The 16,032-nt window shown below is 65.4% G+C and carries 10 protein-coding genes; 4 read left to right on the plus strand and 6 right to left on the minus strand.

Translation table 11 applies throughout. The features are described 5' to 3' along the window. Window positions 1-425: 425 nt before the first annotated feature. The 5 genes from D6C00_RS06785 to D6C00_RS06805 all read right to left on the minus strand — a co-directional run bounded on the left by D6C00_RS06785 (window position 426) and on the right by D6C00_RS06805 (window position 9,612). A complete protein-coding gene (locus D6C00_RS06785) occupies window positions 426-1,796 on the minus strand; it encodes a sigma-54-dependent transcriptional regulator (RefSeq protein ID WP_125181027.1) in 1,371 nt (456 codons plus the stop codon). After that, entirely contained in the window at window positions 1,793-4,420 is a 2,628-nt protein-coding gene (locus D6C00_RS06790; protein WP_158675341.1) for an ATP-binding protein, read from the minus strand. The genes D6C00_RS06785 and D6C00_RS06790 overlap by 4 nt, the downstream gene beginning before the upstream one ends. Window positions 4,421-4,486: 66 nt before the next feature. Next, the gene (locus tag D6C00_RS06795; RefSeq protein WP_125181029.1) at window positions 4,487-7,600 is read right to left on the minus strand and encodes an efflux RND transporter permease subunit; all 3,114 of its coding nucleotides are present in this window, start codon (window positions 7,598-7,600) and stop codon (window positions 4,487-4,489) included. A 13-nt stretch (window positions 7,601-7,613) separates the two neighbouring features. Beyond that, window positions 7,614-8,753, minus strand: coding sequence for an efflux RND transporter periplasmic adaptor subunit (locus tag D6C00_RS06800; RefSeq protein ID WP_125181030.1), 1,140 nt, complete (start codon window positions 8,751-8,753; stop codon window positions 7,614-7,616). Continuing rightward, window positions 8,743-9,612: an efflux RND transporter periplasmic adaptor subunit gene (locus tag D6C00_RS06805; protein WP_158675342.1), complete on the minus strand. Its 870-nt coding sequence runs from the start codon at window positions 9,610-9,612 to the stop codon at window positions 8,743-8,745. Before D6C00_RS06805 ends, D6C00_RS06800 begins: the two co-directional genes overlap by 11 nt. 283 nt (window positions 9,613-9,895) lie before the next feature. On the opposite strand from D6C00_RS06805, the gene D6C00_RS15445 reads away from it, so the two are divergent. The 3 genes from D6C00_RS15445 (at window position 9,896) to D6C00_RS06815 (ending at window position 12,850) form a co-directional block, all read left to right on the plus strand. Next, a complete protein-coding gene (locus tag D6C00_RS15445; protein WP_158675343.1) occupies window positions 9,896-11,185 on the plus strand; it encodes a hypothetical protein in 1,290 nt (429 codons plus the stop codon). 475 nt (window positions 11,186-11,660) lie between these two features. Further along, window positions 11,661-12,179, plus strand: a complete 519-nt coding sequence (locus D6C00_RS06810) for a DUF302 domain-containing protein (RefSeq protein WP_158675344.1) — start codon at window positions 11,661-11,663, stop codon at window positions 12,177-12,179. Window positions 12,180-12,244: 65 nt separating this feature from the next. Continuing rightward, window positions 12,245-12,850, plus strand: a complete 606-nt coding sequence (locus D6C00_RS06815) for an RNA polymerase sigma factor (protein ID WP_125181033.1) — start codon at window positions 12,245-12,247, stop codon at window positions 12,848-12,850. Between the two features lie 161 nt (window positions 12,851-13,011). Here the strand turns inward: D6C00_RS06815 and D6C00_RS06820 are convergent, their stop codons facing one another. Continuing rightward, window positions 13,012-15,246: a heavy metal translocating P-type ATPase gene (locus D6C00_RS06820; RefSeq protein ID WP_206609521.1), complete on the minus strand. Its 2,235-nt coding sequence runs from the start codon at window positions 15,244-15,246 to the stop codon at window positions 13,012-13,014. A gap of 80 nt (window positions 15,247-15,326) precedes the next feature. Between D6C00_RS06820 and D6C00_RS06825 the strand changes: the two genes are divergently transcribed. Beyond that, on the plus strand, window positions 15,327-16,031 hold the full coding sequence (locus tag D6C00_RS06825) for an MOSC domain-containing protein (RefSeq protein WP_125181034.1): 705 nt from the start codon (window positions 15,327-15,329) through the stop codon (window positions 16,029-16,031). Window position 16,032: the final 1 nt, after the last annotated feature.

The following is a 16,032-nucleotide window of genomic DNA, read 5'->3' on the forward strand; positions in this document are numbered from 1 at the left end:
ACCTCCTTCAGTTTCGTTGTATACCCACTTGTGCTGGCAGGAGCCGTAACCAATCCGCTTACCAGCGATGCCTTGAACCGAATCAACAGCACCTGCCGCCAACTGACATAGTCAAGTTCCATGCCATCCAGTGACACTTCTCTATCTGCATGAATTAACGGCAAAGAAAATCAGACCGCGGCATCTGGCTGATTACGCTGTTTCAGAATGAAGCGATCGGAACGCGGAAAGAAGGTTTCAGGTAGAAACGCCCGTGGAGAATGGCGGGCAAAGGGGAATGGCACTTACTTTTACGTCATTGCGAGCGCAGCGCGGCAATCTCATACTGCAGAATCAGTCGGTTGGAGATTGCCACGTCACTTCGTTCCTCGCAATGACGGGTGTTATTTGGCTTAATCAAGCACCATTCGGGCAGAATGGGAACTTCAGCCCTGGCTATGCTGACCACCGCCCGGGCCACGGCGGATATTGTATTGACGCAGCTTGCGCCAGAGCGTGGTCCTGCCGATACCCAGGTTGCGGGCCACCTCGGTCAGACTGTCGTATCGCTCCAGCGCCGCCTCGATCACCTGCTGCTCGTTCTCGGCCAGACTCAGCGGCTGCGCCCGGCGTGCGGAGGTTTCCCGGGACTGACTGCCCTGGTGCAGAACCTCCTCGGGCAGCGCATCCAGATCGATGACGCCCGTCGGGCCGGCGAACACCACCATCTGCTCCACCATGGTTTCCAGCTGCCTGACGTTGCCGGGAAAGGAATAGTTCAGCAACCGCGCCAGCGCCGGTTCGGACAGGGTCAGGCCGGAACGGTTGTGCCTGGCGGAGTGTTTTTTCAGGAAGTAATCCAGCAGCGGCTCCAGGTCCTCCACCCGTTCACGCAGGGGGGGAAGATTGATGTGATAGCCGTTGACCCGGTAATACAGATCGGGCCTGAATTCACCGGTCTCGATCAGCGCGGAAAGATCGCGATTGGCGGCGGTGACGACGCGGATATCCACCTTGCGCGGCTGGTTCGTTCCCAGCCGGCGTATCTCACGCTCCTGCAGCACGCTCAGCAGCTTGGCCTGGATGGCCGGGGTCAGGGTATCGATCTCGTCGAGAAAGATGGTGCCGCCGTCGGCCTCCTCGAACAGGCCCTTGCGGGTCTCGCTGGCGCCGGTGAAGCTGCCCTTGGCATGGCCGAACAGTTCGCTTTCCAGCAGCTGCTCGGGCAGGCTGGCGCAGTTGAGGCTGACGAAAACCTTGCCGGCCCGCTGGCTGCGATCGTGTATATAACGCGCCAGCAGGCTCTTGCCCGTGCCGGTCTCGCCGGTGATGAGGATACTGAGTTCGGTGCAGGCAATGCGTTCCGTGCGGATCAGCACACCCCGCATCACCGGGCTGTTGGCGATCAGGCCGCTGTCCGTCCCGGCCGACGGACGCTCCAGCGGCCCGGCCTCGGCCAGGGCATGCGCCTGCTGGATCTTCTCCAGCATCTCGTCCTCGTCGAAGGGCTTGGTCAGGTAATCATAGGCACCCAGCCGCATCGCCTCCACGGCGCTCTCGATGCTGCCGTAGGCGGTAATCAGTATCACCGGCAGCCCCGGGTAACGCGACTTCACCGTACGCAGCAGGTCGATACCGGACATGCCGTCCATGCGCAGATCGGTGACGACGACGTCATAATCACCCGCTTCCAGCTCTGCCAGCGCCTCCGGGCCGCTGGCGGCTTCACCCGCCTGCATGCCTGCGTTCTTCAGCAGCAGGCCCAGACTGCGACGCGGGCTGCGCTGATCGTCGACCACCAGTACCCGCAGACTCATGACGCCAGCTCCCGTTCAGCCGTCTGCGCCCCGGTGACGGGAAAACGCAGGGCGAAGCAGGCCCCGGGCGGCCCCCAGATGCGCAGCCGGCCGCCCCAGCCCTCGACCAGCTGACGCACGATCGCCAGCCCCAGACCGGCACCCTCGGAGCGCTGGCTGTAGAAGGGCTCGAAGATCTGTTCACGCTTGTCGGCCGGAATACCGGGGCCGTCATCGGCCACCGCCAGGAAGGCATGGCCGGCATTCTGGGTCAGGCGCACCCGCAACCGGCCGGCTCCCCTGAGTGCCTGCACGGCGTTGAGCATCAGGTTCCACAGCACTTCCTGAAAGCCGTCGGCATCGAACATGACCGCCGTATAGCCGCCCCTGATCTCCTGCTCCAGCTCCACCGGCAGCCCCTCGTGCTGGATATGCTGCTCGATGCGCTCGCACACGCGGGCCACCAGGCCACCGAGATGCACGCGTGCCGCCGCCGTGTGCGGCGAGCGCCCGAAGCTCATGAAATTGTGCGTCAGTCGGTCCAGGCGCCGCACCTCGTCGTCGATGATCTCCAGAGCGGGTTCGACATTCTCGCCCTGGCCGGTGATATTCCTGCGCAGCACCGCCAGGCAGTTGTTGATGGCGCTGAGCGGATTGCGTACCTCGTGCGCCACACTCGCCGCCATCTGGCCGAGCACGGCCAGCCGCTCGGCGCGCATGCGTTCCCGCTCGGAGTGGCGCAGCTGCTCGTTGGTATCGCGGAGCGCCTCATAGGCCCGGGCATTGACCAGTGCAACCCGGACCTGCTCGGCGAGCAGCTCGCCCTGCTCCAGGGTGGCCGCGCTGAACGGTATTCTTTCTGTGCGCATGATCAGCATGACGGCAATCAGCCGCTCGCCTTCCAGCATGGGAAACAGGGCCACCGCGCCCCAGACGCAGCCGCTGGTGCCCAGCGGGAAGGGCGGCGGCTGGTCCGTTGTCTCTGGTTTGACCAGGGCCACGGGACGTCCGGTTTCACGCAGTCGGCCGAACAGTTCCCGGCCTTCCTCGCTGCTGATCCACTCCGGCTGCCCGGCGGCGTCGCCTGCACTCATGCCCGGCATGCAACGGCTGACCAGGCGCATGACATCGCCGTGCTCGTCGTCGGCAAGCAGAATGCCTGAAGCCACGCTGGAAAGCATGTACGCGCTTTCTCCACACACCGCTTCCAGTACCCTGGGCAGTTCCAGAGTCGAGCCCAGCATGGCGGTAACCCGCAGCAGCGCGGCACGAAAACCGATGGCCTGGGTCCAGCGGTAATGCAGCAGTGCATTGTGCAGGATCGGGCCGATCTCGGCGGCCACCACGCCCAGTTGCTCGATCCCGGCGGGAGCCGGATGCCCGTCGGCGATCTCCATGCGCAGATAACCGAATACCTGGTCATGGGCCCGCAGCGTCAGGCACATGCAGGCATGCTCCACGCCACCGCGGGAACAGCTGTTGACACTGTTCCCGTTGGTACCGCCCACCAGCTGCACACAGGGCATCTGCTCGGCCCTGACGCGCACATTCCAGCGCAGCGTCTGGCGCTGCAGGTCGCGCTGAAATTCCTCGACCTCGTCCTCGGCCACGCGCAGCACCAGCGAGTAGCGGCAGCGGCCCACGAATTCGGACAGGGTGTTCTCGATCACCTCCAGGGTCTGGTCCAGGCCGCGGGCGCCGATACTGGCGTTGACCATGGTATTGCGCAGCCGCAGCTCCCGGTTCATCTCGTCCAGCCGGTCGTGCGCGAACCGCAGCTGGCGGTTGATGTTGTCCTGCACCACCCGCGCCCGCTGCACGGCGCGCAACGACATGACCAGGCCGGCGGCGATCACCACCAGGCTGCCCAGATACAGCCCGACCTTGACGAAATGCCAGGTCCACCAGGCCGAGTCCCACATCTGGGAGAAGCGGAACAGATAGGCACTCTCCGCGAACAGCATCAGGATGGCGCCGATGACGAGAATCAGGCGCTGGCCCGTCCCCCGGTAGTAGAGAAAGGCCAGCAGCGCGGCGAAGGCATACAGGATCCCGGAGAATTCATGGGCACGGTAGGCCAGGATCGAAAAGGTGTAGAGGTTCTCCAGGGAGCCGACCGGCAGGATGAGCTGATAGGCCAGCACCAGGCCGATCAGCAGCATCAGGGTGAAGGCGGCCTCGCGCGACAGCCACAGCGGCAGCCCCGGCAGGCGATGGCGACGATAGTGAAGGATGGTGCCCGCACAGAACAGCATGCCGCCGAACAGGGTGGACAGGGTATGGGCAGCGACGAACAGCGCCGGATAGACATCCGGGGGCGTGACCGCGTGCACCACGTCCAGCACTCCCATCACCAGAAAGCCGAGCGCGAACAGGAGCAGAGCACGTTCCCGTTTGTGCCGCGACAGGGCCAGGACCATCCCGGCGATCAGCAGTGCCATGATGCCGCAGAACAGCTCGATGACGGCGTGCATGCGGACATCGATCAGATACTCGGGCACCAGCAGGGTGCCGTTGTCCAGCCCGTGCAGCAGCAGCGGCATGGCCACCAGCGCCACCACCCAGCCATAGAGCAGCCATTGCTGCCAACGCGCGACGCCGGCGTCGCGCGCCTCGTCGGCGCTGATCGTCGTCAGGAGGTTCATTCCAGCCTGTGGTTTCGTCTGCATGGGGTTGAGGTGAGGTCTCGTTTAACGCCTCAGCATACACCCTCAGTCCCTGCCGGCGTAAGCCAGGCGCCCTGGCCAGCGTCGCAGCGCCCAGGCATAAACGGACGGTAATACAAGCAGATTCAACAGGGTAGAACTGATCATCCCGCCCAGCAGCACGATCGCCAGGGGCCGCTGCAGCTCCTTGCCGGTCGGATCGCCGACCAGGAAGGGGATCACTGCCAGCGCCGTGGTCAGGGCGGTCATCAGGATGGGCAGCATGCGGTCCAGCGCCCCCTGCATGGCCAGGGCCTCCGGTGTCGATCCATTCTCATCACGGGCGATGCGCTGATAACGCGTCACCAGCAGGATGCTGTTGCGGGTGGCGATGCCCAGCAGGGCGATCAGCCCCAGCAGTGAGGAGACGTTGAGGTTCTCGCCGGTGATGACCAGGGCGAACACCCCGCCGATCAGGGCGAACGGCAGGTTGGTCAGGATCAGGCCGACCAGCGCGGTGTTGCGGAAGGCGCGCAGTAGCACCGCGATTACCAGCACCACCGCCACGGCGCCGGAGATCAGCAGGTCGCGGGTGGCGCGCTGCTGGCCTTCCCAGTCGCCGCCGTACTCGATGGAATAGCCCGGCGGCAGCGCCATCTGCTCCGCGACGCGCTCGCGCACCTCCCCGACCACCGCGTTCAGATCACGCCCGTCGACGTTCCACTGCACCACTGCCCGGCGCGCGCCGCCATCGCGGTTGATCATGTAGGGCTCACGCACCGGCACCACCTCGGCCACGGCCTCCAGCGGCACCACGGCATCGCTCGATGCCTGCAGGGGCAACCGGCCCAGGTCCTCGATGCTCTCGCGAGCATCGGCCTCGATGCGCACGAACAGATCATAGGTGCGGTCATGCTCCTGCACCTGCGAGACCGTCACGCCGTTGAGCGCACCGCCGATCTGGCGCACCACCTCGCCCGGCGTGAGACCGTAGGCAGCGGCCGCGTCGCGGTCCACGCGCAGGTCCACGCCCGGCACGGTCACCATCGGCTCGGACTGCAGATCGACCACGCCCTCGACACCTTCCACCGCCGCATGCAGCTCCTGCTGCAGATGGGCGAGCATATCCAGATCAGGGCCGAAGATCTTGACCACCATCTGGGCGCGCACGCCTGACATAATCTCCTGCATGCGGTGGGTGATGAACTGGGAGACGTTCATCGAGGCGCCGGGAATGGTCTGCAGCTGTTCGCGGATCGCGTCCATCACCGCCGGCACATCCTGAACCTCGGGCTTGAGGGTGACGTCGAACTCGCTGAAGTTGACCGGTTGGGCGTCCTCGTCCAGGCGTGAGCGGCCGGCGCGCTGGGCGATGCTCTTCACCTCGGGCATGGCGCCGACCAGGTTGTTCACCTGACGGCCGATGCGCAGGCTCTCCTCCAGCGAAGTGCCCGGCATCAGGGTCATGGCAATGACGATGTTGCCCTCGTGGAATCCGGGGATGAAGGAGCGTCCGAGCGACAGGATCAGGACCAGGCTCAGGCCGAAGGCTATGATCGCACCGCCGAACATCAGCCGCGGTACGGCCAGGGTGCGCTCCAGCAGCCACTGGTAGCGGGTCTGCAGCCAGCGGGCAAAACCGCCCAGTCTGGCCTGCTGCTCGGCGTGGCGGCCGCCAAAGAACCAGGAGCACAGTACCGGCACCAGGGTCAGCGCCACCAGCAGCGAGCCGGCCACGGCGGCCAGGTAGGCGATGGCCAGCGGCGCGAACACCCGGCCCTCGATGTCGCTGAGGAAGAACACCGGCATGAAGGCGATAACAATGATGAAAGTGGCGAAGACCACCGAATTGCGGATCTCGCTGGAGCCCTCGAACACGACCTCCAGCAGCGGCCGCGGCTGCCGCGCCTGGCGGTTCTCGCGCAGCCGCCGCAGTATGTTCTCCACGTCGATGATGGCGTCGTCGACCACCTCGCCGATGGCGAACACCAGTCCGCCCAGGGTCAGGGCGTTGAGGCCCACATCCAGCAGCCACAGCACCAGGATCCCCATCATCAGCGAGGTGGGGATGGCAATGAGGCTGATCACGGTGGGGCGCCAGCGCACCAGGAACAGGAACAGCACCAGGGCCACGATGATGGCCGCGTGCAGCAGCGCCTCCTCCAGGTTGTCGATGGAACGCTCGATGAAGCTGGCCTGACGGAACACGTCGGGCACCAGCTCCACGCCCTCCGGCAGGGTGGCCGCCAGCTCGTCCAGGGTCTGCTCCACCCGCTGGGTGGTGGCCAGGGTGTCACTGCCCCAGAGTTTGGAGACGGTGCCGATCACGGCCGGGCCGCCGAACATCTGGCCGTCGCCGCGCTTGATCTCGCCGCCGAAGCGCACCTCGGCCACGTCGCCGAGGGTCAGCGGACTGTTACCCGGCAGCCCCAGGCTGCTGCGGGCGATATCCTCCAGCGAGCGCACCCGGCCCTCGCTGCGCAGGAAGTATTCCTCCTCCGGGGTCGGGAACAGGAAGGCGCCCGGGGCGACCGTGTTGGCCGCGCGCGCCGCCTCGACCACCTGACTGAAGGGCAGGCCCAGCCGCATCAGGGCGGCGGGGTCGACCTGCACCTGGTACTGCTTGACCTCGCCGCCGACTGCGACCACCGAGGCCACGCCCTCCTGGGCCAGCAGACGGTTGCGGAATTCCCAGTCCACCAGGCTGCGCAGCTCATAGCTGCGGTCCTCGCCGGACCAGTCGATCAGGGCGAACTTGAGCAGCCAGCTGATGGCGGAGGTCACCGGCATCAGCTCCGGTTCCTGCACGTTCGCGGGCAGGGTGCCTCGCGCCAGCTGCAGCCGCTCCTGGGCCAGCACACGGGCATTGTAAATATCCACATCGGAGTCGAACACGATGGTGATGCGCGACAGACCGATGGAGGAGTTGGAGCGGATCTGGTCGACATTGGGCATGCCCTGCAGCGCGACCTCCAGCGGCCGGGTGACCAGCAGTTCCACGTCCTGTGCGGCGAAGCCCGGGGCCTCGGTCTGGATCTGCACCTGCGGCGGGGCGAATTCCGGGAACACGTCCACCACCATGCGGCTCAGCGCGAACAGCGAGGCCACCGCCAGCACGATATAGAGCAGGACGACAACGACCCGATTGCGCAGCGCCCCGGAAATGATCCAGTCGAACATCTTGCCTCCTCGCTCAGTGATGGTGGTCGTCAGTCGAGACGTCGGCGCGCTGCAACCTGTAGGCGCCTTCCAGCGCCATCTTGCCGTGGGTCACCACGCGGGTTCCCGCTTGCAGGCCGTCTACCGGGATCCAGTCGCCCGCTGCCGCACCCGGCTCCACGCTGCGGCGCTCGTAACGGCCCGGCTCGATTTCGATGAACACGACCGTCTCGAAACCCTGGCGCATCAGGGCGGAACGTGGCAGCCAGGCCTCTTCCCAGCGGGGCACCAGCAGCTCGACCTGCAGCGGATGTCCGGGATACAGGCCCGCGCGCGCATCGAGTTTGGTCATCAACCGGACCAGCCGGCGCTGCGGATCCAGCGAGGGCGAAACCGCCTCCACCGCCTGCTCAATCACGCTGCCGTCCGGCAGCTGCACCTGCAGCCGGGCGTCGCCGGGCCGCACCCCGGCGGCGGCGTCGGGAAAGATCAGGGTCTCCAGCCACAGGGAGCGGCTGTCCGGCACGATGCGGGCGATGGCCTGCCCCATCACCACGAAGTTGGCCATGTTGCGGTCGCCGGCGTTGAGCAGCTCGCCCGGCCGGACCAGCACCTCGGTGATCAGGCCGTCGCTGGGCGCCCGCACCGTGATGCCCTCCAGGGGGATGCCGGTCTGTTCCAGGCCCAGGATCTCCTCCTCGGTCAGCCCCCACCAGCGCAGGTTCTCGCGTGCATCCTCCATGTAGTTGCCGAGCCGGCCCTCGCCTTCCAGGATCGCGCGCTTCTCGTCGTTGCTCAGCAGGGCGACATAGGCCTTCTGGGTGAGCACGAACTCGGGGCTCTGGATCAGCGCGATGGGATCGCCCTGATTGACCCGGTTGCCCGGGCGCACATGGATCTCGATCACCTGGCCGCTGATGAAGGAGTTGACGTCGTGGGTGGAGTTGGCCGGCGTGACCACCGTGCCGATGCCGGCACGCCGATCCCGCAGTTCGCGCTGCTCGACCTCGGCGACACGGATCAGACCACTGTCGACCTCGATGGCACCGGGAACGGCCGCTTCCCCGTCATGGTCATGCTCGTCCTTCCCGGCAAAGCCGGTGGCGTCCGAGTGGGCCTGCGCCACGCCGGCCAGGGCCATGGCGACAGCAAACATCAGGGCTTCAATGCGCATGTCCGGCCTCCTCCTGCTGCATCTGTTCGGGCTGCAGCGACACGCTCAGGCGCTGGCCGTCGCGCAGGCCCAGCAGCCGCGGGCTGGCCAGCGGCTCCAGCCGCACGGTGCGGCGCAGCCCGGAGCCTTCCACCAGCGGCACCACCTCGGCCACGCTGGCCTCCAGCGGCGGCGCCGAGGGCGTCGGATACAACCAGGCCGTATCGCCCGGGGAGAGTCCTGCGGCCACGGCCAGCGGCAGCTCGACATCGACCGTCACCGCCTGGTCGCTGGCGATGCGCATCAGGGTGGTACCGCTCAGATTGAACAGACCCGACTGGGCGCCCGGGTTGACCACCTGCCCTTCGGTGACGTTGACTTCCAGCAGGTAACCGCTGCGGGGCGACTTGACCCGCAGCCGCTTGACCGGGTCGCGGCTCTGTTCCAGCTTCTCGATATCCTCGGGATACAGACCGCGCCACTGCAGATTCATGCGACCCTCGATCAGCTTCTCCTCGGCGGTGACACTGATCTCCCTGATGTACTCCATGTTGGCGTAGGTCTCGGCGTAGGAGCGCTGCACCGTTTCCAGCTCGGCGCTTTCGTACTCCGCCAGCAACTCGCCCTCGCGCACCGGGCGGCCGACATAGAGATCGTTCAAATCCACGATGCGGGCATTGACCTTGAGTACCACGCCCGCGATATGACGGGGATCGACCCGCACCTGCGCGGCATAGCGGCGCGGCCCCTGCGCCTCGGACCCGCCGCCGAAGCGGGACATCTCCTCGGCGAAGCCGCTGGCGTCGCTGTGCGCATGCGCAGCCCCCGCCAGCAGCCAGAACAGCAGCCATACCCGTGTAATGAAACCTGTTGCGGACATATTCGCCCCCGGATCCTTGTTCGCAGTTGCAAGCCGTAACTGCATCCGGTGGTAGCAACATACATGCCACGGGGAATTCGCTGTAACCAAGGGGAATCCCTGTTCCAGTCCGACCGTATGTTTCATTCCCCCGTTTCGATGTGAAACAAAAAACCGCAAACATTCACAGCCGTGTACACAGGCGCGCGTGATCCGACCGCACGGGATGCTGGCACAGGCATTGCTCATGCCTGCAGCGATGGCGTCACCCCACCGAAAAAAACCAAAGAGAGGAATGAAACCGATGACCGGGAAGAACAACATCATCCGTCTGCTGTCCCTGGCCGGGACCGGCATCCTTGCAGCCGCCGGCACGGCCGCGGCCGACCCGCAGCCGCAGCCGCAGGCCGCCAGCCTGGCCGAGGCAATCACGCAGGGCAGCATCTACGGCCAGCTGCGCCCACGCTATGAGTACGTGGACGAACAGAGCCTGAGCAAGGACGCCAATGCCTTCACTCTGCGCACCCGCCTGGGCTATCGCAGCGCGAACCTGAACGGCTTCGAGGGCACGCTGGAATTCGAGGACGTGAGGAGCCTGGGCAGCGAGAAGTTCAACAGCACCACCAACGGCAAGGCCCGCTACCCCCTTGTGCCCGATCCGGAATCCACCGAGGTCAACCAGGCCATCCTGGCCTATACCGGCCTGGCCGACACCCGGCTGCAGCTCGGCCGTCAGTACATCAGCCTGGAGAATGAACGCTGGGTGGGCCCGGTCGGCTGGCGGCAGAACTCGGTGACCATGGACGCGTTCAGCCTGACCAACCGGTCATTGAACGGGCTGGAGGTATTCTATGCCTATGTGGACAACGTCAACCGCCTGTTCGGCGAAGAACACCCGACCATGGACGACTGGGACATGGACAGCCACATCGCCCATCTCAGCTACAGCGGTTTGCCGCACGTCAACCTGGCCGGCTACGGCTACTTCCTGGAGTTCGAGGATCAGGCCAGTCAGGCGCTGTCCACCCGCACCCTGGGCGCACGCCTGAACGGCGGCTATCCGCTGAACGAGAACCTGAAACTACTGTATACCGCCGAATATGCCGAGCAGGACGACTACGCCGACGGCCGTCCGCGCGATGCCGAGTACTACTGGCTCAGCGCGGGCGTGGAATTCAACGGCGTAATGGTAAAGGTCAGCCAGGAACAGTTGAGCGGCAATGGCACCTACAGCCTTACCACGCCGCTGGCCACGGTGCACGCGCACAATGGCTGGGCCGACCAGTTCCTCGCCAGCGCCCTGTCCGCCAACGGCCTGCCCGACGGCCTGGTCGACACCCGCGTACATATCAGCGGGAAATTCGCCGGAATCAAGCTGGTCGCCAGATATCACGACTACTCCAGCGACAATGACGACTATGACTACGGCACGGAGTGGAACCTGCTGGCGGTCAAGCCGATCAGCAAACAGCTGAAGGTTCTTGCCAAGTACGCGGATTATTCGGCTGACAACAACACGACCAACGTCTTGCGCAATCCCGTACAAAGTAACGACACGCGCAAATTCTGGGTTATGGCCGACTTCAGCTTCTGAACCGTTTGTCCAACCGGGATCAGGACGATCCCGGTTTTACCAGGGAGCTCATTGGAAGCCGGTCACCATGCGCCGGAACACGCAGTGAGCACACCCCCGCTGCCGCAACCACCTCACTCTGGCCAGACGCGGATGATCTGTTTGACTTTGTCCAGGTCAAGGAGGTTGGCGTCGCGGACCTGATGGATCATCAGAAGCAGGGATAACAGCGATATCAGCTGATACTTCCGCTATACCTGAAGCCGCAAACCCGTCCACCTGTTCCGAACCAAGACACATACGCCTGCAGATGTTCCATCTGGAAACCGGGCCAGTGCCGGTATGGAGGAACAGCCGGGTTATTCATGCACCCCGTCACTGGCACAGATGTTGCCTATAGCCGGACACTCACAGAAGGAGGTATACCGCAATGCAGACAGGAGCCGGCTCAGTTCCGACATCCATCCACAGAAGTGGGTGCATATTGCGCCGAGCGATGCGTGATATTCGTGACTCAGCGGTGCGCCTGCTCTGGGCGACACTGCTGGGTGTGACCACAGTCACCACCGCTGTCGCCCAGGAACCGCCCGGCACAGGCATTCAGGTCACACAGCTGGCATACAGCGCGACGATGGACGAAGAACTCACCTCCGTTAAGGACAACTTCGTCTCCGCCCTCGAGGGACGCAACTACACCATCGTCAATATCCTTGACGTTCAGCAGGCACTCGGCAACCGCGGCATTGAGGCCGAACCGATTGTGCTCATTGAATTCATCAATCTGTCCAGGGCCTACCTGGTCACGAGCTCGGACAAACGCTTCGAGCTGTTCGCACCGCTGCGCGCGGCCATATTCGAGGAGCAGGACGGGGTAAGGCTGCTCATCCTGCGTCCGAAGTTCATCGGCGATACGCTTGGCCAGGACCACCTCTCCGACCCCGCGCGTGCAGTATTGAAAGAGTTCGACCGGGATCTGCGCGATGTGGCCGAAACGGTCCGGAACGGAGGATTCTGACCTTCCTTCACAGGGAATTGACGACATCTGTCGACACTGCCCCTGAAGCTCGGCGACTCAACACAATGGATATCTTGAACCGCTTCAACAGGAACCGGCGGCTGCGCCGGGCACTCGATGACAACCGTGACCGGCTCTATCGAATGGCCCTGGCCTGGTCCCGGAACCCGGCATTGGCGATCAGGCTGACAGAGAAGGTCATCGATCGCGAACTCCGGAGCGGGCAGGCTCAGCACGAACCCAGCCAACTCCTGTTGCGGCTGTTCGGCACCCTGTCCAGGTGCTGGCATGAGCACAGACAACGTATGGCGCCTGACGAACTTGAATGCGGGTTCGATCCGGCTGCGCACCGGCAGCGGGTGCAGACGCACGAGGACACTTCCACCAGCGTCCAGGCCGCAATCGGCCGGCTGCCTGTTGCCGAGCGCCAGGTTCTGACCCTGGTCAATATCGAACAACTGTCCTATGAGCAGACAGCGCAGATCCTGGAGATACCGAAAAGCGCGGTGGTTTGCAGCCTGAACCAGGCCCGCCTCAGGCTACTCGACATGCTTGCGCAGGAGATATCGCAACAGGCCCGCTGCGATGACTGCTGGTGCAGCAGCAGGCCGGCGCAGTGCCGGAGCGTGCACACCTCAGTCCCAACTGCTCAGGAGCGGTGTTCAAGCTAACCGGAATGCCAGGACCGATGCCGGCTGGCGGGTCGATTGGCAACATGCTGTCCGCCACGGGTCCGGCCGGGCCCTGCCTCAACCCTGCGGTTTTCTCCAGAACCAGCGGACAATGAACACCATCAGCCCGAGCCCCGCCAGATTCACGATCAGATCGATCATCATTGCACCCTGTCCGGTGCGAACCTGCGCAGCCGATTGGCATTGGTCACCACCGTCACCGAGGAAAACGCCATGGCGGCACCGCCGATCATGGGATTGAGCAGCATGCCCAGCGCCGGGTAGAGCACGCCGGCGGCGATGGGGATACCGAGGCTGTTGTAGATGAAGGCCCCGAACAGGTTCTGCCAGATGTTGCGCACGGTGGCGCGCGACAACTGGATCGCCGTGAGCACACCCTGCAGCGAGGCACGCATCAGGGTGACATCGGCGCTCTCGATCGCGACATCGGTGCCGGCGCCGATGGCAAAGCCCACGTCGGCCTGCGACAGGGCCGGGGCGTCGTTGATGCCGTCGCCCACCATGGCCACCACCTCGCCTCTCGCCTGCAGCTGTTTCACGTAATCGATCTTGCCCTCGGGCAGCACCTCGGCCCGGACCTCGTCGATGCCGATCTGCCCGGCCACTGCCTGTGCAGTGATGCGGTGATCGCCTGTGACCAGCGCCACCTTCAGTCCCATATCGTGCATGGCCCGGATGATGTCGGCCATGCCGGGCCGGATCGGATCCTCGATGGCGACCAGGCCGATCAACTCGCCGTCCGCGGCCACGCAGACGGGTGTGGCGCCGCGCCCGGCCAGCGCCTCGATACGCGCGGCCCAGGCCGCTTCCGCCACACCCTGTTCCCGCATGAAGGCGGCCTGCCCGACCAGGACCCCCCGCTCCCCGATCCGTCCGCGCAGCCCCTTGCCGGTCAGGTTCTCGAACCCCTCGGCCTTCGGCAGCTCCAGGGAGCGCGCCTCGGCGGCGGCCAGGATGGCCGCGGCCAGCGGATGGTTGGAACCGGCTTCCAGGGCGGCGGCCAGGCGCAGCACCTCATTTTCATCCCTGCCGGATGCGGCCTCGACCGCCGTCACCGCCGGTCTGCCCTCGGTGACCGTGCCGGTCTTGTCCAGCACCAGGGTGGTCAGACGCCCCGCCTGCTGCAGGGCGTCGCCGCTGCGGATCAGGATGCCGTGCTCGGCCGCCTTGCCGATACCGACCATGATGGAGATGGGCGTGGCCAGTCCCAGCGCACAGGGACAGGCGATGACCAGCACCGTGATGCCGGTGACCAGGGCATAGCTCACCCGCGGGTCGGGCCCGAGGTTGTACCAGGCCAGGAAGGTGATCACGGCGATGATCATCACCACCGGCACGAACACCCCGCTGACCCGGTCGGCCAGGCGGCCGATGGCCGGCTTGGAGGCCTGCGCCTGGCGCACCAGTTCGATGATGCGCGCCAGCGCCATGTCGCGACCGATGCGGCTGGCCTGGAACAACAGGGTGCCGGACTGGTTGATGGTACCGCCGATGACCTCGTCACCGGGCTGCTTGGCCACCGGAATGGGTTCGCCGGTCAGCATGGATTCGTCCACCGCCGACTCGCCCTCGATCACCTTCCCGTCGACCGGGATGCGGTCGCCGGGCCGTACCCGCACCGTCTCCTCCAGCCCGACCTCCTCGATCGGCACGTCGATCTCCCTGCCCTCACGCACCACCCGCGCGGTCTTCGGCTGCAGCCCCAGCAGGCGCTTGATCGCCTCCGAGGTCTTGCCGCGGGCGCGCATCTCCAGCGCACCGCCCAGGTTGATCAATGCCAGGATCACCACCGCGGCCTCGAAATAGGCATGGCGTGCCAGCACCGGCACACTGTCGGGAAACAGGGCCACCACCATGGAATAGAGCCAGGCGCTGCCCGTGCCCAGCGCGATCAGGGTGTCCATGTTGGCCTGATGATGACGGAAGGCCGACCAGGCGCCGCGGAAGAAGTGGCCGCCGGAGTAGACCAGCACGCCCAGGGTGAGCAGGCCGGTGACCAGCCAGAAGACCTGGCCGCCGGGCGTGTCGATGGGCGGCAGCACGTGGAACACCATCTCGCCCAGCATCAGGGGCACGGCCAGGAGCGCGGCCACGCCGGTCATGCGCAGGCGCTTGCGGTACTGGGCCATCTCCATAGCCTCCTTGTCCGCCTCGTCGGCCAGGCCGCGCAGCTCGGCGGCCTCGTAGCCAGCCTGGCGCACCGCCTCGACCAGGCGCTCGGGCGGGGCCGTGCCGGAGACCCGTGCGGTGTGCTCGACGAAATTCACCGTCGCCTCCTGCACGCCCTCGACCCGGCGCAGGGCCTCCTCGACGGCGGCCACGCAGCCGGCGCAGCTCATGCCGGCGACAGACAAACGAACGGCGTTATCACTCATGGAAGACTCGCACTGCCGGGTGGGTTTTGCGAAGATACAATACTGTAAGAATATCACAGCCTGCCCGGCAATCCGGAGTAATGACCATGCACATCCTGAGGGGTATCTATGCCGGCCGGGTGGACCCCGATTACGCCAACGGCCGTGCCAGCGCCATTACCAAACAGCCGCTGGACGGCGAGGTCCGGATCGGCACCGCAGGTATCGCGGAAGACGAACAGGCCGACCCGGTCAACCACGGTGGTCCTGAACGCGCCCTGCTGCATTACAGCCTGGACAACTATGCCTGGTGGCAGGCGCAGTATCCGGAACGAGCCGCGGCGTTCCACCCGCCCGGCTTCGGCGAGAACCTCTCCAGCGCCGGCCTGGACGAACGCAGCGTGCATATCGGCGATGTCTATTGTATCGGGCGCATCGGCGGCTGCCGGCTGCAGGTCGCCCAGCCCCGCAGTCCCTGCTGGAAACTGGATGTGCGCTTCGGGGTTTCCGGCCTGGCCCGGGAGGTGCAGGACAACAGCCGCTGCGGCTGGTTCTACCGGGTGGTGGAACCCGGCACCCTGCAGGTCGGTGACCGCATCGAGTTGCTTGAGCGCCTGCCGGGCAGCGTCAGCATCGCCGCAGCCATGCAGGCAGTCTACGGCAACGGCAGTCGCGAACAGTTGCAACGCCTGGTTGATTCAACCGCCCTGGCGGCCAACTGGCGCGACAAGGCGCGGCGACGGCTGGAAGGCCGGGCGGATACGAACAGCCGGCGGCGCTTGAGCGGCGGGAAGCAGGATGGGTGAA

The sequence above is a fragment of the Thiohalobacter thiocyanaticus genome (genome assembly GCF_003932505.1).
GTDB classification, from domain to species: Bacteria; Pseudomonadota; Gammaproteobacteria; order Thiohalobacterales; family Thiohalobacteraceae; genus Thiohalobacter; species Thiohalobacter thiocyanaticus.

Bases quoted from the DNA above. Each gene is read 5' to 3' on its own strand.
- D6C00_RS06800 (WP_125181030.1), bottom strand. From the start codon at position 8,753: ATGCGCATTGAAGCCCTGATGTTTGCTGTCGCCATGGCCCTGGCCGGC.
- D6C00_RS06795 (WP_125181029.1), bottom strand. From the start codon at position 7,600: ATGTTCGACTGGATCATTTCCGGGGCGCTGCGCAATCGGGTCGTTGTC.
- D6C00_RS06805 (WP_158675342.1), bottom strand. From the start codon at position 9,612: ATGTCCGCAACAGGTTTCATTACACGGGTATGGCTGCTGTTCTGGCTG.
- D6C00_RS06815 (WP_125181033.1), top strand. From the start codon at position 12,245: ATGGATATCTTGAACCGCTTCAACAGGAACCGGCGGCTGCGCCGGGCA.
- D6C00_RS06810 (WP_158675344.1), top strand. From the start codon at position 11,661: ATGCGTGATATTCGTGACTCAGCGGTGCGCCTGCTCTGGGCGACACTG.
- D6C00_RS06790 (WP_158675341.1), bottom strand. From the start codon at position 4,420: ATGAACCTCCTGACGACGATCAGCGCCGACGAGGCGCGCGACGCCGGC.
- D6C00_RS15445 (WP_158675343.1), top strand. From the start codon at position 9,896: ATGACCGGGAAGAACAACATCATCCGTCTGCTGTCCCTGGCCGGGACC.
- D6C00_RS06785 (WP_125181027.1), bottom strand. From the start codon at position 1,796: ATGAGTCTGCGGGTACTGGTGGTCGACGATCAGCGCAGCCCGCGTCGC.
- D6C00_RS06825 (WP_125181034.1), top strand. From the start codon at position 15,327: ATGACCATGCACATCCTGAGGGGTATCTATGCCGGCCGGGTGGACCCC.
- D6C00_RS06820 (WP_206609521.1), bottom strand. From the start codon at position 15,246: ATGAGTGATAACGCCGTTCGTTTGTCTGTCGCCGGCATGAGCTGCGCC.